This is a genomic window from Methylobacterium sp. Leaf465, from assembly GCF_001424705.1.
Lineage (GTDB): Bacteria > Pseudomonadota > Alphaproteobacteria > Rhizobiales > Beijerinckiaceae > Methylobacterium.
Genome location: NZ_LMRA01000001.1, coordinates 134,618 through 157,328, shown reverse-complemented (window position 1 = coordinate 157,328; position 22,711 = coordinate 134,618). Strand labels below are relative to the sequence as shown.

At 66.6% G+C, this 22,711-nt stretch carries 22 protein-coding genes; 9 read left to right on the top strand and 13 right to left on the bottom strand.

Annotation, left to right across the window (positions count from 1 at the left end; genetic code table 11):
• Positions 1–10: 10 nt before the first annotated feature.
• From ASG51_RS00645 to mltG, 4 genes are all read right to left on the bottom strand, one after another.
• Positions 11–1,408 (bottom strand): dihydrolipoyl dehydrogenase, encoded by a 1,398-nt coding sequence (locus ASG51_RS00645; RefSeq protein WP_056378429.1) that lies wholly within the window; start codon positions 1,406–1,408, stop codon positions 11–13.
• Positions 1,409–1,508: 100 nt separating this feature from the next.
• The gene (gene gmk, locus ASG51_RS00640; RefSeq protein ID WP_056211024.1) at positions 1,509–2,171 is read right to left on the bottom strand and encodes a guanylate kinase; all 663 of its coding nucleotides are present in this window, start codon (positions 2,169–2,171) and stop codon (positions 1,509–1,511) included.
• Positions 2,172–2,183: 12 nt separating this feature from the next.
• Positions 2,184–3,062, bottom strand: a complete 879-nt coding sequence (locus tag ASG51_RS00635; protein WP_056272799.1) for a YicC/YloC family endoribonuclease — start codon at positions 3,060–3,062, stop codon at positions 2,184–2,186.
• 378 nt (positions 3,063–3,440) lie between these two features.
• Positions 3,441–4,802, bottom strand: a complete 1,362-nt coding sequence (gene mltG / locus ASG51_RS00630) for an endolytic transglycosylase MltG (RefSeq protein ID WP_056378427.1) — start codon at positions 4,800–4,802, stop codon at positions 3,441–3,443.
• Positions 4,803–5,080: 278 nt separating this feature from the next.
• On the opposite strand from mltG, the gene ASG51_RS23040 reads away from it, so the two are divergent.
• Complete coding sequence (locus ASG51_RS23040; protein ID WP_082513810.1) at positions 5,081–6,139, top strand: GNAT family N-acetyltransferase; 1,059 nt, start codon at positions 5,081–5,083, stop codon at positions 6,137–6,139.
• A gap of 765 nt (positions 6,140–6,904) precedes the next feature.
• Here the strand turns inward: ASG51_RS23040 and fabF are convergent.
• The 5 genes from fabF to ASG51_RS00600 form a co-directional block, all read right to left on the bottom strand.
• Positions 6,905–8,167, bottom strand: coding sequence for a beta-ketoacyl-ACP synthase II (gene fabF, locus ASG51_RS00620; RefSeq protein WP_056272804.1), 1,263 nt, complete (start codon positions 8,165–8,167; stop codon positions 6,905–6,907).
• An 87-nt stretch (positions 8,168–8,254) separates the two neighbouring features.
• Positions 8,255–8,491 carry an acyl carrier protein gene (locus ASG51_RS00615; protein ID WP_018044468.1) on the bottom strand — a complete coding sequence of 79 codons (237 nt, stop codon included), beginning with the start codon at positions 8,489–8,491 and terminating at the stop codon, positions 8,255–8,257.
• Between the two features lie 374 nt (positions 8,492–8,865).
• Complete coding sequence (fabG, locus tag ASG51_RS00610; RefSeq protein WP_056378423.1) at positions 8,866–9,606, bottom strand: 3-oxoacyl-[acyl-carrier-protein] reductase; 741 nt, start codon at positions 9,604–9,606, stop codon at positions 8,866–8,868.
• 16 nt (positions 9,607–9,622) lie between these two features.
• Complete coding sequence (gene fabD / locus ASG51_RS00605; protein WP_056378903.1) at positions 9,623–10,564, bottom strand: ACP S-malonyltransferase; 942 nt, start codon at positions 10,562–10,564, stop codon at positions 9,623–9,625.
• Positions 10,565–10,681: 117 nt separating this feature from the next.
• A complete protein-coding gene (locus ASG51_RS00600; protein ID WP_056272808.1) occupies positions 10,682–11,404 on the bottom strand; it encodes a carbonic anhydrase in 723 nt (240 codons plus the stop codon).
• 231 nt (positions 11,405–11,635) lie between these two features.
• Here ASG51_RS00600 and rpoZ point away from each other — a divergent pair, with 231 nt between their 5' ends.
• From rpoZ to ASG51_RS23785, 4 genes are all read left to right on the top strand, one after another.
• Positions 11,636–12,046: a DNA-directed RNA polymerase subunit omega gene (gene rpoZ, locus ASG51_RS00595; protein ID WP_056211011.1), complete on the top strand. Its 411-nt coding sequence runs from the start codon at positions 11,636–11,638 to the stop codon at positions 12,044–12,046.
• A 184-nt stretch (positions 12,047–12,230) separates the two neighbouring features.
• Complete coding sequence (locus ASG51_RS00590; RefSeq protein ID WP_056272811.1) at positions 12,231–14,474, top strand: bifunctional (p)ppGpp synthetase/guanosine-3',5'-bis(diphosphate) 3'-pyrophosphohydrolase; 2,244 nt, start codon at positions 12,231–12,233, stop codon at positions 14,472–14,474.
• A 385-nt stretch (positions 14,475–14,859) separates the two neighbouring features.
• Complete coding sequence (locus ASG51_RS00585; RefSeq protein ID WP_056378421.1) at positions 14,860–15,534, top strand: NYN domain-containing protein; 675 nt, start codon at positions 14,860–14,862, stop codon at positions 15,532–15,534.
• A gap of 38 nt (positions 15,535–15,572) precedes the next feature.
• A complete protein-coding gene (locus tag ASG51_RS23785) occupies positions 15,573–15,998 on the top strand; it encodes a hypothetical protein (protein ID WP_156389514.1) in 426 nt (141 codons plus the stop codon).
• 90 nt (positions 15,999–16,088) lie between these two features.
• Here the strand turns inward: ASG51_RS23785 and smpB are convergent, their stop codons facing one another.
• Both smpB and dapA read right to left on the bottom strand, forming a co-directional pair.
• A complete protein-coding gene (gene smpB / locus ASG51_RS00580) occupies positions 16,089–16,562 on the bottom strand; it encodes an SsrA-binding protein SmpB (RefSeq protein ID WP_056189358.1) in 474 nt (157 codons plus the stop codon).
• Positions 16,563–16,644: 82 nt separating this feature from the next.
• The gene (dapA, locus tag ASG51_RS00575) at positions 16,645–17,544 is read right to left on the bottom strand and encodes a 4-hydroxy-tetrahydrodipicolinate synthase (protein ID WP_056211006.1); all 900 of its coding nucleotides are present in this window, start codon (positions 17,542–17,544) and stop codon (positions 16,645–16,647) included.
• A 187-nt stretch (positions 17,545–17,731) separates the two neighbouring features.
• Here dapA and ASG51_RS00570 point away from each other — a divergent pair, with 187 nt between their 5' ends.
• The 3 genes from ASG51_RS00570 to ASG51_RS23780 all read left to right on the top strand — a co-directional run bounded on the left by ASG51_RS00570 (position 17,732) and on the right by ASG51_RS23780 (position 21,026).
• The gene (locus ASG51_RS00570) at positions 17,732–19,999 is read left to right on the top strand and encodes a transglycosylase SLT domain-containing protein (RefSeq protein WP_056378419.1); all 2,268 of its coding nucleotides are present in this window, start codon (positions 17,732–17,734) and stop codon (positions 19,997–19,999) included.
• 69 nt (positions 20,000–20,068) lie between these two features.
• Positions 20,069–20,827 carry a molybdopterin-binding protein gene (locus ASG51_RS00565; RefSeq protein WP_056378417.1) on the top strand — a complete coding sequence of 253 codons (759 nt, stop codon included), beginning with the start codon at positions 20,069–20,071 and terminating at the stop codon, positions 20,825–20,827.
• A gap of 28 nt (positions 20,828–20,855) precedes the next feature.
• Complete coding sequence (locus tag ASG51_RS23780; protein ID WP_200917636.1) at positions 20,856–21,026, top strand: hypothetical protein; 171 nt, start codon at positions 20,856–20,858, stop codon at positions 21,024–21,026.
• 7 nt (positions 21,027–21,033) lie between these two features.
• Here the strand turns inward: ASG51_RS23780 and ASG51_RS00560 are convergent, their stop codons facing one another.
• Positions 21,034–21,252: a hypothetical protein gene (locus ASG51_RS00560; protein WP_056211000.1), complete on the bottom strand. Its 219-nt coding sequence runs from the start codon at positions 21,250–21,252 to the stop codon at positions 21,034–21,036.
• A gap of 131 nt (positions 21,253–21,383) precedes the next feature.
• On the bottom strand, positions 21,384–21,563 hold the full coding sequence (locus ASG51_RS00555; RefSeq protein WP_056189372.1) for a hypothetical protein: 180 nt from the start codon (positions 21,561–21,563) through the stop codon (positions 21,384–21,386).
• A 231-nt stretch (positions 21,564–21,794) separates the two neighbouring features.
• Between ASG51_RS00555 and ASG51_RS00550 the strand changes: the two genes are divergently transcribed.
• On the top strand, positions 21,795–22,664 hold the full coding sequence (locus tag ASG51_RS00550; RefSeq protein ID WP_056272825.1) for a hypothetical protein: 870 nt from the start codon (positions 21,795–21,797) through the stop codon (positions 22,662–22,664).
• Positions 22,665–22,711 lie beyond the last annotated feature (47 nt).

Here is a 22,711-nt window from a genome sequence, read left to right as displayed (position 1 = left end):
CGGATCCGGCTCAGCGGTCCAGGGCGGCGACGATCGCCTCCAGGGCGGTCTTCAGCCCCTCCTCCACCGTCGGGTGATAGAACGGCCGGTCGAGAAGAGCCTCGGCGGTCAGCCCGTCCGCGATGGCAAGGGCGAGGAACTGGGCGAGGTGCTCGCAGGCCGGTCCGAGCATCTCGGCCCCCCGGAGGGTGCCGCTGCGGTCGGCGTGGAGGTGCAGCGCCCCGGCATTCTCGGCCATGATCCGGGCCCGGCCCTGGTCGCCGAAATCGACGCTGCCGCGGACGAGGGTCGCGTCCGCGGGATCGTAGGGCGCGCCGACGCTCGCCGCCTGCGGCTCGGTGAACACCATGGCGAGGTTGGTCCAGCGCCGGGGCGCTTCGACGGCGTGGCGGCCGGAGGCGACGAGACGGGCCGCGTTGGCGCCGGCGATCCGGCCCTGGCGGGCGGCCTCGTGCAGCACCGGCCGGTCGGCGTTGGCGTCGCCCGCGAGGAAGACCGGGCCGCCGGCGCAGAGCAGGCTGCGGGCGTCGAACGCCGGCATCCCGTGTTCGTCGAGGGAGAGGCCGGCGGCCTCCAACCCGAGATGCCGGACGTTGGGGGGCCGCCCGGCCGCCGCCAGGACCCGCGCGAAGGTGCCGGTCCCGGTCGCCCCGGCCGCGTCGGTCCAGGTCAGGCGCACGCCCTCGGGCGCGCGGTCGCCCTCCGTGACCCTGCAGCCGAGGCATAGCGTCATCTCGGCCCCGAAGAGTCGGCGGGCCGTCTCGGCGAGGCCGTCGTCGCGCAGGGAGGCGAGGTGCGTGCCGGGGTCGAACAGGGTCACGGCGACGCCGAGGCGGGCCATGGCCTGCGCCAGCTCGAGGCCGACGGCGCCGCCGCCGAGCACCGCCAGGGACTCGGGCAGGTCGGGGATCTCGAACACCGTGTCGCTGGTGAGGAGCCGGTCGCCGAGGTCGCGCAGGGGCTCGGGGACGGCCGGGCTGGAGCCGGTGGCGACGATCGCGGCGCGGAAGCGCAAGGCGGTGTGGTCGTCCACCGTCAGGGTGTCGGGGCCGGTGAAGCGGGCGCGGCCGGCGATGCGGATTTCGGCGGGCAGTTCGTCGACGCCCGCGCGGACGCCGGCCACGAAGCGGTCGCGCTCGCGCCGGACGCGCGCCATCACGCGGGGGCCATCCACCCGAACGGAGACGGCATCGATGCCGAACACGTCGGCGTGGCGGGCCGCATGGGCGGCATTGGCGGCGGTGATCAGCAGCTTCGAGGGCATGCAGCCCACGCGGGCGCAGGTGGTGCCGCCCGGCCCGGCCTCGATCAGGACGGCATCGGCGCCGCGATCGCGGGCGGCGCGGAGAGCGGCGAGACCGGCGGTGCCGGCGCCGATCACGGCGATGTCACAGGATCTCTCGCGCATCGCGACGGCTCTCGGGTTCGCGCCTCTCGACCCCGACCGTCGGAATCGCGGGCCAACCCCCGTCGCCCGACGAACGTTCCTGTCTGCGGCAACCCGCCCGTCAGTCGGGCTCGGCGAGCAGGCCCTCCACGAAGCTGGTCAGGCCGGTGCGGCGGGCGCGCTTCAGGCGCTCGGCGATGAGGATGCCCTCCAGGGAGCGGAAGGCGTCGTCGAGGTCGTCGTTGACGATGACGTAGTCGTACTCGGTCCAGCGCTGGATCTCCATCCGGGCGTTGGCGAGGCGCTTCTCGATGGTGTCCGGCGAATCCTCGGCCCGACGCTCCAGGCGGTGGCGCAGCTCGGCCAGCGAGGGCGGCAGGATGAATACCGTGACGACGTCGTCGGCGAGCTTGGCGCGCACCTGCCGGGTGCCCTGGTAGTCGATGTCGAAGATCATGTCCCGGCCGGCGCCCAGCACCTTCTCCACCGGGCGACGCGGGGTGCCGTAGAAATTGCCGTGCACCTCGGCCCATTCGAGCAGGTTGTCGGCGCTGCGCAGGGCGTCGAAGGCCTCGCGGTCGATGAAGGTGTAGTGCTTGCCGTCGATCTCGGACGGGCGGCGCTGCCGGGTCGTTACCGAGATCGAGAGGTCGAGGCCCCATTTCGGGTCGGCGGCGACGGCCCGGGTCAGGGTCGTCTTGCCCGCGCCCGAGGGGGAGGACAGGATGAGGATGAACCCGCGCCGCGCGATCACCCCGGCCTCCATCGTCAAAGCGTCCCGCATCGCTGAAAAAACCTACTCGACGTTCTGAACCTGCTCCCGGAATTGCTCCACCACGGCCTTCAAGTCGAGTCCGATCCGCGACAGCGCGATGTCATTCGCCTTGGCGCACAGGGTATTGGCCTCGCGCCCGAGCTCTTGGGCCAGGAAGTCGAGCTTGCGCCCGATGGCGCCCCCGGCGGCCAGGAGCTCGGCCGCGCTTGCGAGGTGGGCCTGGAGGCGGTCGAGCTCTTCGCGAACGTCGGCCTTGGCGGCGAGCAGCACGGCCTCCTGGTGCAGGCGGTCGGGATCGAGGTGGCCCGCCTCCAGCAGCGTCGCGACGGTGGCGGCGAGGCGCGCCTTCACGGCCTCGGGCGTGCGGGCCGGGCAGGCCTCGGCGGCGGCGGTGAGCCGGGCCATCGCGGCGAGCTGGCCCTCGATGACCCCGCGCAGCGCCCGCCCCTCGGCACGGCGCGCCTCCACGAGGTCGGCGACGAGGCGGACCACGCCCTCGGCGAGGTCCCGGGCCAGGGCCTCCGCGTCGGCCCCTGGCTCCTCGTCGGCCTCGACGACGCCCCGGATGCCGAGCAGCCCGTCGAGGGTGGCGGGCGCCACGCCCTCGGGCCGGGGCACCCGCGCGATGGCGGCGGCGAGCTGGCCGAGCAGCGCCTCGTTGATCCGGACGCGGGGCGCCGCCTCCGGCCGGGTGAGGGTCAGGGAGAGCTGGCACTGGCCCCGCGCCAGGCTCTTCTGCAGGGCGGTGCGGGCGACCTCGCCCACGGCGTCGTAGCCGTTGGGAACGCGCAGGCGCACGTCGAGCCCACGCCCGTTCACGCTGCGGACCTCCCAGGCCCATTGGACCGGCCCGGTGGAGCCGGCGGCGCGGGCGAAGCCCGTCATGCTGGAGAGGATCATGGCTGTCTTCGCGTTCGTCCCGGCCCCTGTGGGGAGAGGCTGGGGGTGGTCGGGGGACCCTGCCGGTTGCGGAGGCGGGTCGGTTGCAGGGCATGATACGGGTTCCGCTTGATTCAAGCGGGGTCCGTATCGCTCAGCCCGCGCGGCGCTTGAGCGAAGCCGAACTCCGCCATCCCGAAGGGATCAAACGGAGTTCGTATGACACCCCGTCATTCCGGGGCGCCGCAGGCGAGCCCGGACCCGCAGGGGCGCGCCGGAGGCGTGCAATCCAGAGCCGCCGACGGCGCAAGGCCTTGCCCCACCTGTGTGTCTGGATCCCGGGCTCCGCTGCGCGGCTCCGGGATGACGGGGTGGATCATCCGGTTGCGTGGGCGGACGCTACGGCTGCTTGAGCACCGGCACGGTCTTGGGCGAGTTCAGGTCGAAGGTCTTGTTGCGCAGGGGGTCGAGGCGCGTGCCCTCTGAGGCGTCGAAGGCCTTCGCGCGGTTGCCGGCGCCGTCGGGGCTGGCGGCCATGTTGGTGCCGTCGGGGGCGTAGGCCGAGGCGGTGCCGGGGACGGTGGGGGCGCCCGGCGGGTCGGCCTTGTCGACCACCGCGTCCGGCGTCGGCGTCTGGCGGGCGCGCTCGACCTGGCGCCAGCGGGCGACGTTGCGGGAATGGCCTTCCAGGGTCTCGGCGAAGGCGTGGCCGCCGGTGCCGTCGGCCACGAAGAACAGGTCCTTGGTGCGCGAGGGGTTGGCCACGGCCTCCAGGGCGGCGCGGCCCGGATTGGCGATGGGGCCCGGGGGCAGGCCCTCGATCACGTAGGTGTTGTAGGGAGTGGCGCGCTCGATCTCGGCGCGCTGGATGCCGCGCCCGAGGGTGCCGCGCCCGCCCACCAGCCCGTACACGATGGTGGGGTCCGATTGCAGCTTCATGCGCTTGTTCAGGCGATTGACGAACACCCCGGCGACGCGGGGCCGCTCGTCGGCCCGGCCGGTCTCCTTCTCCACGATGGAGGCCAGGGTCACCATTTCGGCCGGCGTCTTCACCGGGATCTCGGCCGAGCGGCGCAGCCAGATCTGGTTCAGCACCTCGCGCTGCTTGGCGCGCATCAGGTTGACGATCTGCTGCCGGGTGGCGCCGCGCTCGAACTTGTAGGTGTCGGGCAGGAGCGAGCCCTCGGGCGGGATCTCGTTGACGTCGCCGGTGAGCACGTCGTTGTCGTTCAGGCGCATCACGATCTGCTCGGAGGTCAGCCCCTCCGGGAAGGTGATGGCGTGCTGCACCTGGCGGCCGGAGGACAGGGTGTCGATGGCCTCCCCGATGCTCGCATGGGCCTTGAAGGTGTACTCGCCGGCCTTGAGGGCCTTGCCCGAGAAACGGGCGGCCCATTCGAACAGGGCGGTGTGGGTGATGACGCCCTCGCGGCTGAGCGCCTCGGCGATCTCGGTGGTGCCGCTGCGGGGCGGGATGACCACGACCTTGTCGGCGGGCAGCGGACCCGGCTCCTTGGTCTGGCGCTCGAACAGGGTCACGCCGATCATCACCGCGATGGCCAGCACCACGGAGGCGGTGAGCAGGCCGGAGATGCGGGCCAGCAGGCCGCCGCGCTCACGGACCGGACGGTCGGGCGGCGGCGGCGCGGCCGTGGGCTTGATCGCCTCGCTGGGGCTTCGCGGCGAGAGCCGGTTGGGCAGGGCCGGCTCGTCGGAGGGCACCGGCGTCTGCGCCGGATCTGGGCGTTTGCGGAAGAACATGGACATCCTGTTCGGGCCTCAGGTCCCCGCCCCGGCCGCCGCCGGATTTTTTAGGGGAGTCCGTACGCCCGAGTCGAGGGGGGCGCACGGGACGCGCAGTTTGGCGCGCGAACTTGGTGGGTTTTGTGGCGAAGGCGGGGGATGAGGTTGAGGGAACCCACCCAAATTTTTCAGCACTTCCTATCGCTTAGGTGGATAAATCTGGATCAACGCCACTTGCAGATGTAAAAATTTTCGCTAAGTTGATTTGAAGGTTTACCCTGAATGCCGAGGTAGAGATGCCAGGTTCTTTGCGACTGACCACCTTCGGAGATGTAAACCTAGCAGACCCTTTTTTTGATAGCTTGAAAGCGCAATACAACGAATTTTCGGATTGGTTCGCGCGTAAGGCTGCGGAACCAGTATACGTCGTAGACGACGATATGACGGGACAACTACGAGGATTTATTTATTTAAAAATTGAAGAAGACGTAATTGAAGACATTGAGCCTGCTTTGCCAGCACTCAAACGCGTTAAAGTTGGAACTCTGAAAATTCTCGCCCATGGCACAAAGCTGGGTGAGAGAGTGATCAAGAAGATATTTGATCATGCAGTAGCTTCTGAGGCCGAGGAAATTTACGTTACAGTCTTTGAGGAGCATGCTGGGCTCATTAGACTGTTCGAACGTTATGGATTTATACTACATGGATATAAAACGACAGATAATGGTAGAGAAGCAGTCTTTGTTCGATCTCTAGTCGATCACGCGCGTGATGGCTTAGATTTATATCCACTTATACGACGCAATCCAAGCCGGATTTACCTGCTGGCTATCTACCCTGATTATCATACCAATTTATTTCCAGACTCAATTTTGAGAACGGAAGTGGGTCATATTGTAGAAGATGTTTCTCATACTAATACTATTCATAAAGTATATATCGCTAAGATGGTTCTCACGCGCCTTCGACGCGGTGACATAGTTGTTATATACAGAACTACTGATATACCAGGTCGAGCGCGCTTTAGGTCTGTAGCAACTTCAATCTGCGTTGTTGAAGAGTCCCACTCCCGCGCAGATTTCGCGAATGAACAGGACTTCGTAGATTTTGCTCTTCCGCACAGCGTCTTTCCTGAAGCTGAGCTTCGCGACTGGTATCGAGATAGAGCTAAGAGGCTTTACGCCGTGAAAATGACTTATAACGCAGCCTTACCTCGGCGGCCCAATCGGGAAGTATTATTGGACGACGTAGGCATTTCCGAGTCCCCGCGGTGGGATTTCCGCAAGATCTCTGAGCACGAATTTGATCGCATCGTTGAATTAAGCGAACTCGATCCGCGGCTCATAGTGGAGTGATCAATCTCCGTCATCTTTCAGGAATTATTTCTTGGGACTTCTATGTTAATTTACTCGTACAAATGAGCGTTTTCAAAGGAGGCATGCGTTCACAAATAAAATTTTGATGAAAAGTATTCTGAAAGTGGACTTAATTCCCGGTCCGCACAGGCCCAAACTGCTTTGTTGTGGATCAGCAAAAAGCTTCAGAGAGTCATATTGAGAATCGAATGAGATTCGATCTAAGCAGGAGATGCGAACAGGAAACTATATCGTGCCTCAGGCTTGCAGATCATCGGCGTTTTTCACTGCGCGAGATGCATCGAATCCAGCTGCTCTTCGGGCTCGTCTAGTAGAGCTCTATCCAGACTTGGAGGTCCGCTCCAGAGACCGCTTCCGGCTCGCCGAAGAATTTTTGGAGGGCGTGAGGCTCGGCCAGAAAAAATCTACTGTACGGTATACCCCAAAGTGCGTTGAGTATCCCTCGTCAACTCAACTGCCAATCTACACAGCTGACAAAGATATCAATGACAGCTTAGCCTTCGCTGGCTGTGTTGGGGTGTCTGGAATGCGCTATAAGACTTTTGGTGCTTTAAATATAGACGACGCGGAATTGGATGGGTTTAGATCGGTCTCAGAGTTGAAAGAAACTCTAACTGAGTTTTACGGATATATTCACGAATTTGAAGTTTTATCTATATTTATGATAGCATGCGATCGATGACAATTTTGCGGTAGCGATCTAGAGCTTTTGATAGTTCAAGCGCGAGGCCAAATATTTGAGCTTCAATCCACCCGCCGCATCACCAAGCTCGCATTCGTCCCACCAAATCCAAAGGAATTCGACAGCACCGTATCCACCCGCTTGCGCTTGGCCTCGTGCGGCACGAGGTCGATCGCGGTCTCGACGGAGGGGGTGTCGAGGTTGAGGGTCGGGGGCAGGATGCCGTCGCGGATGGCCAGGATCGAGAAGATCGCTTCCACGGAGCCGGCGGCGCCGAGGAGGTGGCCGATGGAGGACTTGGTGGAGGACATCGAGGCCTTGGCGGCGTGGTCGCCCAGGAGGCGCTCCACGGCCTTCAGCTCCAGCTCGTCGCCCATGGGCGTCGAGGTGCCGTGGGCGTTGATGTAGTCGAGGTCGCTGGCCTGGATGCCGGCGCGCTTCACGGCGGCGCTCATGCAGCGGAAGGCGCCGTCGCCGTCCGGGGCCGGCGAGGTGATGTGGTAGGCGTCGCCCGTAAGGCCGTAGCCGATCACCTCGGCGTAGATCTTGGCGCCGCGGGCCTTGGCGTGCTCGTATTCCTCGAGCACGACGACGCCGGCGCCCTCGCCCATGACGAAGCCGTCGCGGTCGCGGTCGTAGGGGCGCGAGGCCTTGGTGGGCGCGTCGTTGAAGCCGGTGGAGAGGGCGCGGCAGGCGGCGAAGCCAGCGAGCGCGAGGCGGTTCACCGGCGATTCGGCGCCGCCCGCCACCATGACGTCGGCATCGCCGAACTGGATCAGCCGGGCCGCGTCGCCGATGGCGTGGGCGCCGGTGGAGCAGGCCGTCACCACCGCGTGGTTCGGGCCCTTCAGGCCGTGCGCGATCGAGATCTGGCCCGAAGCCAGATTGATGATGCGGCCGGGAATGAAGAAGGGGGAGATCCGGCGCGGGCCCTTGTCGTGCAGGGTCACCGAGGCGTCGTAGATGCCGCCGATGCCGCCGATGCCGGAGCCGACCATGACGCCGGTGGCGCACTGGTCTTCGTAGGAGGTCGGGTGCCAGTCGGCGTCGTTCAGGGCCTCGCCGGCGGCCGCCATCGCGTAGACGATGAACGGATCGACCTTGCGCTGCTCCTTCACCTCCATGAAGGCGTCGGGATTGAAGCTGCCGTCGCTGCCGTCGCCGAAGGGCACGGAACAGGCGATGCGGCAGGCGAGATCGTCGACGGGGAACGCCGTCACGACCTTGGCCGCCGATTCGCCGGCGATCAACCGGCTCCAGGTGGCTTCGACCCCGCTGGCCAGCGGCGTCACCATCCCCAAGCCCGTCACCACTACCCGACGCATCGCGCTATCCCGAACCGGTCCTGTCATCACAACGAATGGCGCGCGGGGTCCGTTTCAGGGGACCCCGCGGACGCACGACCCGTGGCCTTAAGCGGAGTTCTTCTCGAGGAACTTCACCGCATCGCCGACCGTCTGGATGGTCTCGGCGGCGTCGTCGGGGATCTCGACGTTGAACTCTTCCTCGAACGCCATCACGAGCTCGACGGTGTCGAGGCTGTCGGCGCCGAGATCATCGATGAAGTTCGCGCCCTCGACCACCTTCTCCGGCTCCACGCCGAGGTGCTCGACAACGATCTTCTTCACGCGCTCAGCGATATCGCTCATCGGTCTTGGTCCTTAGCTCTTCAAGGTCGTGATGGTGCAAGGATCTTGTGGGTGAAGAGACTTGCTGGTGGAAGGTCGGTGAAGGTGCCGTGGCCGCCGTCCCGTCCCGGGACGACCTGTTCGGATGGAGCGGCCGGTGTGTTCGATCGCGCGTTTCGGGCAAGTCACCGGACTTGTCCAGTCAGTGACCCACGTTTTTCAAACCTCCGCAACACGCTGAATCGGCACCCCCCTCGCACGGCAGCCGGGGTGTTAACACAGGGTTCCGACGCTGGCGAGAGGCTGTTCACAACCCGTTCATCGGTGTGGCCTTTTCGAGCCAATCGCCTGTTTTTTGGTCTGTGCGCCGCAGCGAAACCGGGGGTCAGAACCCCTCAATACATGGCCATGCCGCCATTCACGTGCAGGGTCTGGCCGGTGACGTAGGCGGCCTCGTCGGAGGCGAGGTAGATCGCGGCGGCGGCGATGTCGGTGCCGGTGCCCAGCCGCCCCATGGGAACGCGGCCGAGGATGCCCTCGCGCTGCTTCTCGTTCAGCGCGTCGGTCATCGGCGAGGTGATGAAGCCCGGCGCGATGCAGTTGACCGTGAGGTTGCGGGTGGCGACCTCGGCCGCCAGGGCCTTGGTCATGCCCACCAGGCCCGCCTTGGCGGCGGCGTAGTTGACCTGGCCCGGATTGCCGGTGGCGCCCACCACCGAGCCGATGTTCACGATGCGGCCATGGCGGCGCTTCATCATGCCCTTCACGGCCGCCCGCGACAGCCGGAACGCCGCCGAGAGGTTGACGGCGATCACCGCGTCCCACTCCTCGTCCTTCATGCGCAGCACGAGGTTGTCGCGGGTGATGCCGGCATTGTTCACCAGGATGTCGAGGCCGCCCAGCGCCGCCTCCGCCGCCGGCACGAGGGCCTCCACCGAGGCCTTGTCGGAGAGGTCGCCCGGCACGACGTGGATTCGCTCACCCCCGAGCTCGGCCGCGAAGGCCTCCAGGGCCGCCTGGCGCGTGCCCGAGATGGCGAGGGTTGCGCCCTGCGCGTGCAGCCCCCGGGCGATGGCGCCGCCGAGGCCGCCGGTGGCGCCGGTGACGAGGGCCTTGCGGCCGGTCAGGTCGAACATGGGCTTTCCTCGAGGTTCAGCCGAAGGCAGGGAACGCGGCGATGTCGTCGGGGGTGCCGACCGCGCTCGCCGACGCGCCGGCGGCGATCCGCTTGACGAGTCCGGTGAGCACCTTGCCGGTGCCGATCTCGGTGAACTGGTCGATTCCGGCGGCCGCCATGGCGGCGACGCAGTCGCGCCAGCGCACGGTTCCGGTGACCTGGGCGACCAGGGCCTCGCGAATCGCGACCGGATCGGTGAGGGGCGCGGCCAGCACGTTGGCGTAGACCGGCACCACGGGGCTGTGCATCGCGACCTCGACAAGTGCTCTCTGCATACGAGCGGCGGCCGGCGCCATCAGCGAGCAGTGAAACGGGGCCGAGACGTTGAGCAGGACCGCGCGCTTGATCCCCCGCCCCGGGGCCAGGGCCACGGCCCGCTCGACCGCCGCCTTGTCGCCGGAAAGCACCACCTGGCCGCCGCCGTTGTCGTTGGCCACCTCGCAGACCGCGCCCTCGGCGGCCTCCGCGGCGATCGCCTGCGCGGTCTCGGCATCGGCCCCGATCAAGGCCGCCATGGCGCCGGCCCCGGGCGCCACCGCGTCCTGCATGGCGGTGCCGCGGATGCGCAGCAACCGGGCGGCGTCCGCGATGGAGAAGGTGCCGGCGGCGCACAAGGCCGTATACTCGCCCAGGGAATGGCCGGCCACGCAGGCGACGTCCCGCTTCAGGTCGAGGCCGCGCTCGGCCTCCAGCACCCGCAGGGTCGCGAGGCTCGCAGCCATCAAGGCGGGCTGGGCGTTGGCGGTGAGGGTCAGCTCCTCCACCGGGCCCTCGAACATCAGGCGGGAGAGCGGCTGGCCCAGGGCCTCGTCGACCTCCGCGAACACGTCGCGGGCCTGATGGAAGTGTTCGGCCAGCGCCCGTCCCATGCCGACGGCCTGACTGCCCTGGCCGGGGAAGATGCAAGCGCGCGCCATGGTGAAGTCCTCGTCGTGCCGGGTCGCCCCGAGAGGCTCGGCCCGGGACAGGAAGGGCGGCGCAGTCGCACCGCCCGCCACCTGTGTCAACATGGCACCGCAGCGAGGCCGGGCGCCCTACCCCTCGTTGAAGAAGTCGACCGTGCCGGAATCGAGGCTGTAAGAGGCTCCGACGATCCGAAGCTTGCCGGCCTTCAGGGGATCGAGGAGCGACGGCTCCGAAGCGCTGCGCAGGCGCTCCACCACCCGGTTGACGTTGGCGCGCACGCAGTTCTCGGTGAAGTCGCCGGGCTTGTCGCGCTGCGACAGTACCGCGGGCACGATCGGCTCGATCATCCGGCCGATCGAACCCGGAAAGACGGTGTTGTTCTGGACGACGTCGATCGCCGCTTCCACCGCGCCGCAGCGGCTGTGGCCCATCACCAGCACCAGGGGCACGCCGAGCTGCGAGACGCCGTACTCGATGGAGCCCAAAGCGGCGGTGTCGACGCAATTGCCGGCGTTGCGCACAATGAACAGCTCGCCGAGGCCGCGCCCGAACAGGATCTCCGGCGACACGCGCGAATCTGAGCAGCTCACCAGCACCACGAACGGGGTCTGGCCCAGCGCGATCTCGATCCGGCGCTCGCGACCCTGGACCGCGCGGACAGGGCTGTCGGTCTGGTAGAGGCGGTTGCCTTCCTTCAGGGCCTCCAGCGCCTGGTCGGCGGTCAGGGTCGTCTTCTTGGTCGATGGCGCCGCGGCGAAGGCGAGGGTCGGCAACGCCGTGGCCGCGAAGCATCCGGCCCCGAGCCGGCATCCACAGCCGAGCAGGCTGCGACGACTGAGTATCGTGGTCATTGTGGAATATCCCCCCTCGCCCGGCCGATGCACCGCCGCGCCCGGATCTTCTAAACCGTGCCGCAGCACCGCGTCGCTGAGGCGTTATGCGGGACCGCAGAAGGGGATTGCCGGAGGATCGCCGAACGTGCGCAACGGGATAGACCCGCCGCAGCGCTTGTTGCCCGGCGTCAAGGGGTGTATGAGGCGGGCTCAGCCCAGAAATTCCGTCCGAGGAAGGAGCCGTCCGCCATGGCTCGCGTCACCGTTGAAGACTGCATCGACAAGGTCGAGAACCGCTTCGAGCTGGTTCTGCTGGCCAGCCACCGCGCTCGCCTGCTCGCCGCCGGCGCGCCGCTGACGATCGATCGCGACCGCGACAAGAACCCCGTCTGCGCCCTGCGCGAGATCGGCGACGAGACGATCACCGCGGACGACCTGAAAGAGCAGCTCATCCACTCGATGCAGAAGTACGTCGAGGTCGACGAGCCGGAGGCCGAGACCGTGCCGCTGCTGTCGAGCTCGCCGGCCGCTGCCGCCGTCGCCCCCCCCTCCTCCAGCGACGACAGCGCCGTCCAGTTCGATCGCATGAGCGAAGAAGACTTGCTACGCGGCCTCGAGAACCTGGCGCCGCCCACCGAGACGGACGACGAGGCCGAGTAGGCCATCGTCGATCCCCCAGATCCGATGAAGGACCCGGCCGCTGCGCCGGGTTTTTTCGTCTCGGGACCCCGGAATCGCGGCCGATGCGACGCCGTGGGGCTGGCGTGCCCGCGTGCGATGCGGGACACATCATGGGAACGGATCCGGCACCGGGGCCGTCGCGCGTGAAAGGGTCTTCCGGCGGATGATGCGCCAATACGAACTTGTCGAGCGGGTGAAGCGCTACAATCCCGCCGCGAACGAGGCCCTGCTGAACCGCGCCTACGTCTACGCCATGCGCGCCCACGGCACGCAGAAACGGGCCTCCGGGGACCCTTTCTTCGCCCACCCCCTCGAAGTCGCCGCGATCCTCACCGACCTCCGGCTCGACGATGCCACGATCGTGGCGGCCGTTCTGCACGACACCGTGGAGGATACGGCGGCTACCCTGGACGAGATCCGCGAGCTTTTCAGCCCGGAGATCGGTGCCCTGGTGGACGGCCTGACCAAGCTGAAGCGCCTCGACCTCGTGTCCAAGCGGGCGGCGCAGGGGGAGAATTTCCGCAAGCTGCTCCTGGCGGTGGCGGCCGATGTCCGGGTGCTGCTCGTCAAGCTCGCCGACCGCTTGCACAACATGCGCACACTCCACCACATGCGGGCGGACAAGCGCGAGCGGATCGCACAGGAGACCCTCGACATCTATGCGCCGCTCGCCGGGCGGATGGGCATGCAGGAGTTGCGCGAGGAACTCGAGGATCTCGCGCTCCGCAACCTCAAGCCGGAGATCTACGCCACCATCGCCCAGCGGCTGTCCGACCTCTCCGCCAAGTCGGAACGCCTCGTCGAGAGCATCGAGCATGACCTGACCGCCAAGCTCGCGGCCCAGGACATCAAAGCCGTCGTCACGGGGCGGCAGAAGCGGCCTTACTCCATCTCGGCCAAGATGGAGCGCAAGTCGGTCGCCTTCGAGCAGTTGTCCGACATTTTCGGCTTCCGTGTCGTGGTCGAGACCCTGGCCGATTGCTACGGCGCTCTCGGTGTCGTGCACACGAGCTGGCCGATGGTCCCAGGCCGGTACAAGGACTACATCTCGACGCCGAAGCAGAACGACTACCGTTCGATCCACACCACGGTGATCGGCCCGAAGAGCCAGCGCGTCGAGCTGCAGATCCGCACGGCGGCCATGGACGAGATCGCCGAGTACGGCATCGCGGCGCACGCCCACTACAAGGAGAGCGGCGGCAAGGACGAGATCGGCGGTGGACACCCGCGTCTCGCGACCGAGAGCGGCGCCTACCAATGGCTGCGTCGAACCATCGAACTCCTGGCCGAGGGCGACAGCCCCGAAGAATTCCTGGAGCACACCAAGCTCGAACTCTTCCAGGACCAGGTGTTCTGTTTCACACCGAAGGGTCGCCTGATCGCCCTCCCCCGCGGGGCGACCCCGATCGATTTCGCCTACGCCGTCCATACCGACGTTGGGAACTCGGCGGTGGGTGCCAAGATCAACGGCCGCATGGCACCGCTGCTGCACGAACTCGTCAATGGCGACGAGGTCGAGATCGCCCGGTCGGACGGCGCTTCGCCGCCTGCTGCGTGGGAATCCCTGGTGGTGACCGGCAAGGCGCGTTCGGCGATCCGGCGCGCGACCCGCTCGGCCGTCCGGCGCCAATATGCGGGCCTCGGGCGCCAGATCCTCGATCGTGCCTTCGAGCGGGCGGCCAAGAGCTTTTCGGAGGATAAGCTCCGCGGGGCGCTGCCCCGTCTCGCTCGTCAGAGTACCGAAGATGTCTTCGCCGCCGTCGGACGGGGCGAGATGTTCTCGGGCGATGTCGTGCGGGCGGTCTATCCGGACTACAAGGACGAGCGCCGCGGTGCCCCGGCACCCCTGCCGCAGCCGACCTCGACCGACGGAGCCGGGCGCCTCAGCCTGTCCAAGGATCAGACCATGCGGCTGACCTTCCCGGAGGGGCGAAGCGCGGAGCATGGCCGCTCGGACGGGATTCCGATCCGCGGTCTCGACAGCGACCTGCCGGTCAGCTTTGCGCCCAACGGTGGTGCTGTTCCGGGCGACCGCATCGTCGGTATCCTGACGTCGGGCGTCGGCGTCACGATCTACCCGATCCAGTCGGCTGCCCTCGCCGATTTCGACAACGAGCCCGATCGCTGGCTCGATGTGCGCTGGGACGTCGAGGCCGGGACGAGCGAGCGCTTTCCGGCACGTCTCGCCCTGCAATCGATCAACGAGCCCGGCGTCCTCGCACAGATTGCTCAGGTGATCGCCGATCATGACGGCAATATCGACAATGTTTCGATGAAGCGGAAGACGCAGGATTTCACCCAGATCGTCATCGATCTCTCGGTCTGGGACCTGAAGCACCTGAACGCCATCATCTCTGAGCTTCGCGGAAAGCGGACCGTGAACAAGGTCGAACGCGTCAACGGCTGAGGCGAAGGCGCGCTTAACAAACCCGAAGCGTCTATTTGGCCGCCTGCCGCTCCCCTTTCGTCCATCCGCTCGCGTGAGGACGAGAACGCGAAGGACCCGATGCGGCACGCAGCGGCGGTTGTATTTCTGGCGTGAACTTCTGCAGATTGCTGTCTGCCCGAATTCATATCCGACGAAATTTGACTTCTGACGTGATACGGCTTTAAACAATCAGAAGGTATTTCAGTCGACAAAGCTTCGTTGCGTGATCAATCCGTTCTTTTTTGCTTCGAGTGCATTCTGAGCATCTGCAACCAGGGCTGAGGAGCAAGCATAAAGTTCGGGGTCGCCCACCATTTTTCACAAAGATATTCGTTTTTTGTCTTCCTCTTAAGCGGGTCAACCCATGAGCGCACAACAGCGCAGCGCCATATTTATTGATGGCGCGAATCTTTACGCAGCGACAAAGGCACTCGGGTTCGACATCGATTACCGACGTCTTCTCCGAGAGTTCCAGTCAAGAGATTCGCTTCTTCGCGCCTTTTATTATACGGCAATCGTTGAAGACCAAGAATATTCGTCCATTCGTCCGCTGATCGATTGGCTCGATTACAATGGCTTTCGTGTCGTCACCAAGCCTGCGAAGGAATTCGTCGATTCGATGGGTCGGCGGAAGGTGAAGGGCAATATGGATATCGAGCTGGCGATCGACGCGCTCGAACTGGCCCCCCATATCGACCATATGGTGCTCTTCTCCGGCGATGGGGATTTTCGGTCCCTGGTCGAGGCGATGCAGCGCCGCGGTGTTCGGGTCACGGTCGTCAGCACGATCCAGACGCAACCCGCGATGATCGCGGACGATCTGCGCCGGCAGGCCGACGAGTTCGTGGATCTCGCGCAACTGATCGCACGGATCGGCCGCGATCCCGGCGAGCGAAGCCCGCGCGCCCCGGACAGCCGAAATTCCGCCGATACGGGAACCCGCTTCCGCGGCGAGACGCCGGAGCGCTCGGCGCGGCCGAGCCCCGCTCTGGAAAGCCGTTACGGCATTCGCCAGAGCGATGAGGCGGTCGAGCCCTGAAACGTCGGAAGACTGGCGCTTGCCGCAGAGACTGAAGGATGAGGCCGGGCGATCCCGTCGCCCGGTCGAACGTCATGCCGGCCGACGGGTATCGAGCCGTCCTGGCAGAAGTCATCGGCACCTCGGTCGAGGCACAAGAGCAACGTTTGGGCGACAGCCTCTCCCGTCGCATAAGCTTCGTTCCAGCGTTTGTAGCGACGCGTGCCGGCGATGCCGGAATGGCGCAACCTGCTCCGCGACGTCTCCAGCTCCAATTGGAGGCGGCGATCACGGTGCAGACCATCCTGTCCCGCGCGACCGATGCGCCGTCTAAGCCGATGTTCGGCACGAACCGTTCCTACGGCTGGCCGGCGGGGACCCGATGTCGATGCTCGGTGTGGCCCGCCGGCGGACGCGGATGGCGTTATGGGTTCTCGGCCGCCTTCGGAAAACAGGGCGAGCGCGCAACGTCTGACGACCCGTAGGCGCCTGGACAGCGGACGCGCTGCCGCATGTCGTCTGACCCCGATCTTAAGGGCCGCGGCATTGCCCGGGCCCGCGAACCACTCGTGGCCTCAGCCTTTGTCACGCATGATGCGGGCGCGGTCGCGCTGCCAATCCCGCTCCTTCGAGGCCTCGCGCTTGTCGTGCAGCTTCTTGCCCCGACCGAGGCCGAGCTCGATCTTGGCGCGTCCCTGCTCGTTGAAGTAGATCTTCAGCGGCACCACGGTGAAGCCCTCACGCTGGGTGGCGCCGATCAGCTTGTTGATCTGCTTACGATGGAGCAGGAGCCGGCGGGGCCGCTTGGTCTCGTGGTTGAAGCGGTTCGCCTCGACGTATTCCGGGATGTAGGCGTTGAACAGCATCAGGTCGGTGCCGGACGGGCCGGCATAGGCCTCCCCGATCGTCGCCTTGCCCTTGCGCAGGGATTTGACCTCGGTCCCCGTCAGGGCGAGTCCGGCCTCCAGCGTATCGGTGATCTCGTAGTGGTAGCGGGCGGCGCGGTTATCAGCGACCACGCGGCGGTTCGATTCGGGTTTGGGAGCCATCACAACGTCGGGTCAGGCCGGTCGCGCCATCGCGACCGGGCCGAGGAATATGGTTCTGCGCGGACCGCTTTGCTAGTCGGGCTCAGGCGTCGAGCAGGCCCGCGTGACGCAGGGCTGCGTCGACCAAGGTTTTCGTCTCTGCACTGACGGTGAGGAGCGGCAGCCGGACCTCGTCGGTCATCAGACCGAGCCGCGCGAGCGCGTACTTCGCCGGTGACGGGTTCGGCTCCACGAACATGCTGGCGTGCAGCGGCATCAGCCGGTCCTGGATCTGCAGCGCTTTGGCATAGTCGCCACCGAGGCTCGCCTCCTGGAGATCGGCACAGAGCCGTGGCGCGACATTCGAGACCACCGAGATGCAGCCGTGGCCGCCATGAGCGTTGAAGCCGAGCGCCGTCGCATCTTCGCCCGAAAGCTGGATGAAGTCTTCGCCCATGGCTTGGCGCTGCAGGCTGACCCGGTCGAGCTTGGCCGTTGCGTCCTTCACGCCGGCGATGTTCTTCAGTTCGTACAGGCGCGCCATCGTCTCGACGCTCATATCGACGATGGAGCGCCCGGGAATGTTGTAGAGGATGATCGGAATACCGATGGCGTCGTTCACGGCCTTGAAATGCGCGTAGAGGCCGGCCTGGGTCGGCTTGTTGTAGTACGGCGTGACCACGAGTACGGCATCCGCTCCCGCCTTCTCGGCGTGGCGGGCGCGCTCCACCGCCTCGGCAGTGGAATTGGAGCCGGCGCCAGCGATCACGGGAACGCGGCCGGCGGCCTCCTCAATGCAGATCTCCACCACCCGGTCGTGCTCGGCATGGCTCAGGGTCGGGCTCTCGCCGGTGGTACCGGTAGGAACGAGCCCGTGGATGCCCTCGGCGATCTGCCAATTCACGAATTTGCGAAAGGCCGCCTCGTCGAAGGCGCCGTCCTTGAACGGAGTCACGAGGGCGGACATCGCGCCCCTGAGGCGTCGTGTGGAGGTCTCGGTCATCCTGGCGTTCCCAGACGTCGGTCTCGTCATGCGCCGGTTGTCCGGCAGCGGCACCGCTTCGCGCGGACGGGGAGACATAGGCCGTCGCCCGCACCGGCGCAAACGCTGCTTTCATGGGGTTAATGCCTTCTTAATGCCCTTCGGGTGAGCTTGAAGGTCTGTCCACGGTGATGGGACTGGAAGAACCATGGTGTTCTCGACGCAACGCGCGGCCCTGATACTGGCCTTCAGCCTGGCTTCGGCCGGCGCTCTCGCGGCCTCGGCGGGCCCGGACGGGGAGCCGAGCCTGCGGCCGGCGAGCGACGCGGTGGCGCCCTCCGCGGCACTGCCCGAAGCCAAGATCCCCGACCCGGTCGCGGCGGACGCGCTCAAGATCGACGCGAAAGCACCGGAGGCCGCCCCGAGCCAGGTTCTTCCCGCCGCCGCCAAGGCCTATGCCTCCGCCGACCCTGAGGCCGGCATCGCGTTTCCGCTTCCCGACGCGGCGGTTTCGCCCGCAGCTCCGATTCCCGATGTGCCGGACCCGGCCCGGGCGGCACAGGTGGCGCCTGACGTGGACCTGCCGGCCCTGCGCCAAGCCATCGACGCCTATCGCAAGGGGCGCGTCTCCGAGGGCGACCGTCTGCGCGACGGGGTCAAGGACCCGGCCGCGCGCGCGCTCCTCGAATGGGTGGCGATCCGGGCCGGTGCCGGCATCGGCTTCGAACGCACCGTCGCCTTCACGCGCAGCAATCCCGACTGGCCGGCCGGCCCCCTCCTGCGCCGCCGCGCCGAGGAGGCCTTGCTGACCGAGCGCAGGAATTCTGCCACGGTGCGGGCCTTCTTCGCCGCCTCGCGGCCGGCGAGTGCGCCGGGCAAGTTCGCCCTGGCGCTGGCCTTCAAGGCCGACGGCCTCGACGGGGACGCCGCCGCTCTGGTGCGCGACCTGTGGCGCTCGGAAACCTTCGGCCGGAATCTCGAGACGAAGGTGCTGGATGCCTTTCCGACGGTTCTGACCCGGATCGATCACCGCTACCGCATGGAGCGGGCCCTTCTGAAGGAGGATTACGACACGGCCGGTCGCGCCGCGACCCTGGCCGGCGGCAGCTACGCGACCCTGGTCCGTGCCCGCCGAGCCGTGGAGGACAAGAGTTCGGCCGCGCCTGCCGCCCTCAACGCGGTCCCGCCGTCGCTGCGCAGCGATTCCTCCTACATCCTGTCCCGGGCGCAGTACCTGCGCCGCCACGACAAGGTCGTGGAGGCGGCCGCGATCCTGGCCACCGCGCCGACCAACGCGGACGTTTTGGTCGACGGCGACGAATGGTGGGTCGAGCGCCGGATCGTCGCCCGCAAGCTCATCGACGCCAACGACCCCGCCGCCGCCTATGCGGTGGCCCGCGCCCCCTGCGCCCGCACGGTGGAGAAGCGCATCGAGGCCGAGTTTCACGCCGGTTGGATCGCCCTTCGCTTCCAGGACGATGCCGCGAAGGCGGCGCAGCACTTCGACGAGGCCGCCCGGATCGCCGAGACGCCGATCTCGCTCGCCCGCACCGCGTATTGGCAGGGCCGGGCCGCCGAGGCGATGGGCCAGGCCGGGTCCGCCAAGACCTTCTACGAGCGCGCCGCTCTCCAGCCCATCGCGTATTACGGACAACTGGCGCGGACCAAACTCGGACGTTCCAGCCTGTCCCTGCGCAGCATCCCCAGCCTCGACGCGACCCAGCAGGCCGCCTTCGACCAGCGCCTCTACGTCCGTGCCCTGAAGATGCTGGAGGCTGCCGCGATCCGCGACCTCGCGCTACCGCTCTACATCGATACGGCGAACCGCCTCACGGATGCGGCCGAACTCGAAGCGCTCGGCAACGTCGCCGCCGAGCAGCGCAACTCCCGCGCCCTCGTCGCCATCGGCAAGATCGCGGTGCAGCGCGGGCTACCGCTCGACGCCCACGCCTACCCGACCATCGGCATCCCGAACTACGAGGCTTCGGCCGCCGTTCCCCTGGTGGAGAAGGCGATGGTCTTCGCCATCGCTCGGCAGGAAAGTCAATTCGACCCGCAGGCGCAATCCAGCGTGGGCGCCCGCGGCTTGATGCAGATGATGCCGGCCACCGCCCAGCGCACGGCGCGCCGGGTCAGCGCCAGCTTCGACCCGGACCGCCTGACCAGCGACCCCGCCTACAATGCCCGCCTTGGTCAGGCCCATCTCGGCGAACTGATGGAGGATTGGCGCGGCTCCTACATCCTTGCCTTCGCTTCCTACAATGCCGGCGGCGGGAACGTGAAGAAATGGATCGACGCCTACGGCGATCCCCGCAAGGGCGGTGTCGACCCCATCGACTGGGTCGAGCGCATCCCGTTCACCGAGACGCGCAACTACGTTCAGCGGGTGATGGAGAACCTGCAGGTCTACCGCAATCGCCTGGACGGCAAGAGCGCCCTCCTCATCGACGGCGACCTTCAGCGCGGGGCGCGCTGAAGGTCGCGTGGTCAGGCGGGTCCAGCCGCGCTACTTGGCAGGGTCTCCCCCGCTTGCCCCGGATCCGCCGTGCCCGAACCCGCCGAAACCGCCGCCGTCACCGCCGCCGTCCTGGTCATCGGTGACGAAATCCTGTCCGGGCGCACCAAGGACAAGAACATCGGTACGATCGCGGACTATTGCACCGCCATCGGCATCGACCTGAAGGAAGTGCGGATCGTTCCCGACGAGGCCGACCGCATCGTCCCTGCCATCAATGCCCTGCGCGTTTCCTACACCTACCTGTTCACCACCGGGGGCATCGGCCCGACCCACGACGACATCACCGCCGACTGCGTGGCTGCCGCCTTCGGCGTCGCGATTGACGTGGATCCGCGGGCGAAGGCGATGCTGCTGGAGCGCCACAAGCCCGAGGACCTCAACGAGGCCCGCCTTCGCATGGCACGCATCCCCGCCGGGGCCGATCTCATCGCCAACCCGATCTCCAAGGCGCCGGGCTTCCGCATCGACAACGTCATCGTCATGGCGGGTGTGCCGGGGATCATGCAGGCCATGCTCGACAATGTCGGGCCGACGCTGGTGACCGGCGCCAAGGTCCTGTCGGAAACGATCGAGGCCGGCAATCTACCCGAAGGCAATTATGCCGGCGGTCTCGCGGCCATCGCCAAGGCTCATCCCACGGTCTCGATCGGCTCCTATCCGTCGATGACGCCGAACGGTTTTGCCAATCGCATCGTGGTGCGCGGCCGGGAAGCCACGTCTCTGGACGCCGCCCGGGCCGAGGTGGACGCGCTCCTCGCGAGATTGCGCAGCGGCACGCCCGCCTGAAGAATCCCAGAACCGGCCCGCTCCCATCGTGATCGCCCTCTTCGTCTGGCTCGGCTCGATAAGCGACGATGCCGGGCGCCTCTTCCCGCCGGCCCTGATCGGAAACATCTTCAGTGACACCGCCCTGGTGGCGGTTCTGAACTTCGGTCGGGTCGCGCCGGAGGTCGAGGCGCAAAGAGCCTCCGACGGTGCGGTGTGAGCCCTCCCTAATCGTTCTGGTCGGGCCGACCCCGGACGTAGCCGTGCGAGATGAGGCGATCCCGGCGCAGGGTCCGGCGCTCGGCCTCGCACAGGTCCGTGAGGGCATCGGCCACCGCGCGATGGAGCGCGAGAACCGCATCGCCGCCGGCCTCTTCCAGGTAGGCGGCCACGATCGCCGCCGCAGGCGAAGTCCAGGCAGGCGTGGAGGTGGACCGTGGCTGCATAAGCGATCCTGAGTAAGAACATATCAGGAACATGCGGCCGAAGGTCAGGAATGGTCAACCGATCTGTCGAGCTTTTCCTCGCCCTCCCGACATCTCGGGAGCCGGCACACGCAAATGTGCCGGCGCCGACGTCAGGCTCGGACCAGGCCCTTGCCTTTCACGGCAGCCGCGAGGGCCTTCAGGTTACGGTTGAGATCAGCGATCTCATTCAGGGCGATCGTCTTGTGGCCGTCCTTGACCGCGCGCTCGATGTCACTGACCTGGTCGGTGGCGATGCGCTTCAGTTCGGCGGCGAGCTGGTCCCGTGTCATCGTCGCTCCTGTCACGGCTGGAGGGGTGCCGGACCGGGATAGCGCGACGTGCTTAACCGGCCGTTGTCGGCCCCCGCAGTGCATCGCGGCTCGCATGCCGACGGGGCCGTCCGCCGGAATTTCTTACGCCGTCTGACGCTTCCGAGGGGGGTGTGGCTTGCGGGGCATAGTCGGCTTGGACAACCGCGAGTAGCTTGGCGGCAACTCTCCGACCCTGGGACAGACACCCCGATGATTGCAAAGACTTTCCTGGCTGGCCTCGCTTCGCTCGCCGCCATCGGCGCAGCAAATGCCGCCGACCTTCCGCGCCGTCAGGCGCCCCCGCCGGTCTTCGTGCCGGTGCCGGTCTTCACCTGGACCGGTTTCTACGTGGGAACGCACAGCTCCTACACCTTCAGCGACAGCCAGACCATTCGCACGGTCGGCAACAACGCCAACACCGCCACGAACGTCGCTCTCGGCCGCCGCGCTCCCAGCTTCAAGGCCGAGCAGGATGGCATCGGCAACATCGGTGGCGGCATCGGCTATAACTACCAGTTCACCCCGGGCTCCGGCTTCGTCGTCGGCGCCGAGGCCGACGTCACCTGGACCGACATCGGCAAGCGCCGCGACTATTTCGGCCCGGCCATCGCCCAGAACAACTTCATCCCGGATCCGAGCAGCTACCGGAACCGTCTGAACTATCTCGGCACCGTCCAGGGTCGCCTGGGCTACGCTTTCGATCGGTTCCTCGTGTACGGGACCGGTGGTTTCGCCTACGGCGAGGTCAAGTACCAGGCCGACTTCTTCAACACCGCCAACCAGCTGGCCTATTTCGGTCGCTACAAGGGCATGGAGACGGGCTACGTCTACGGCGGCGGAATCGAGTACGCGATCCCCACCGACAGCTTCCTGAACCGCTTCAACTTCATCGGCGGCCTCCTCGGCGCCAGCGCCATCACGCTGAAGGCCGAGTATCTCCGCTACGACCTCGGCAGCCGCAACGTTCTGGTGAACAACACCGGTCTCGGCGCTCCGGCGACCGGCTCGTACACCTCGCGCTTCAACACCGAGGGCAACCTGATCAAGGCTGGCTTCAACTACAAGTTCGGCTCGATGTAAGCTTCGATCCGGCGGCCCCGCGGGGCCGTCGCGTTCGTGGCACGCAA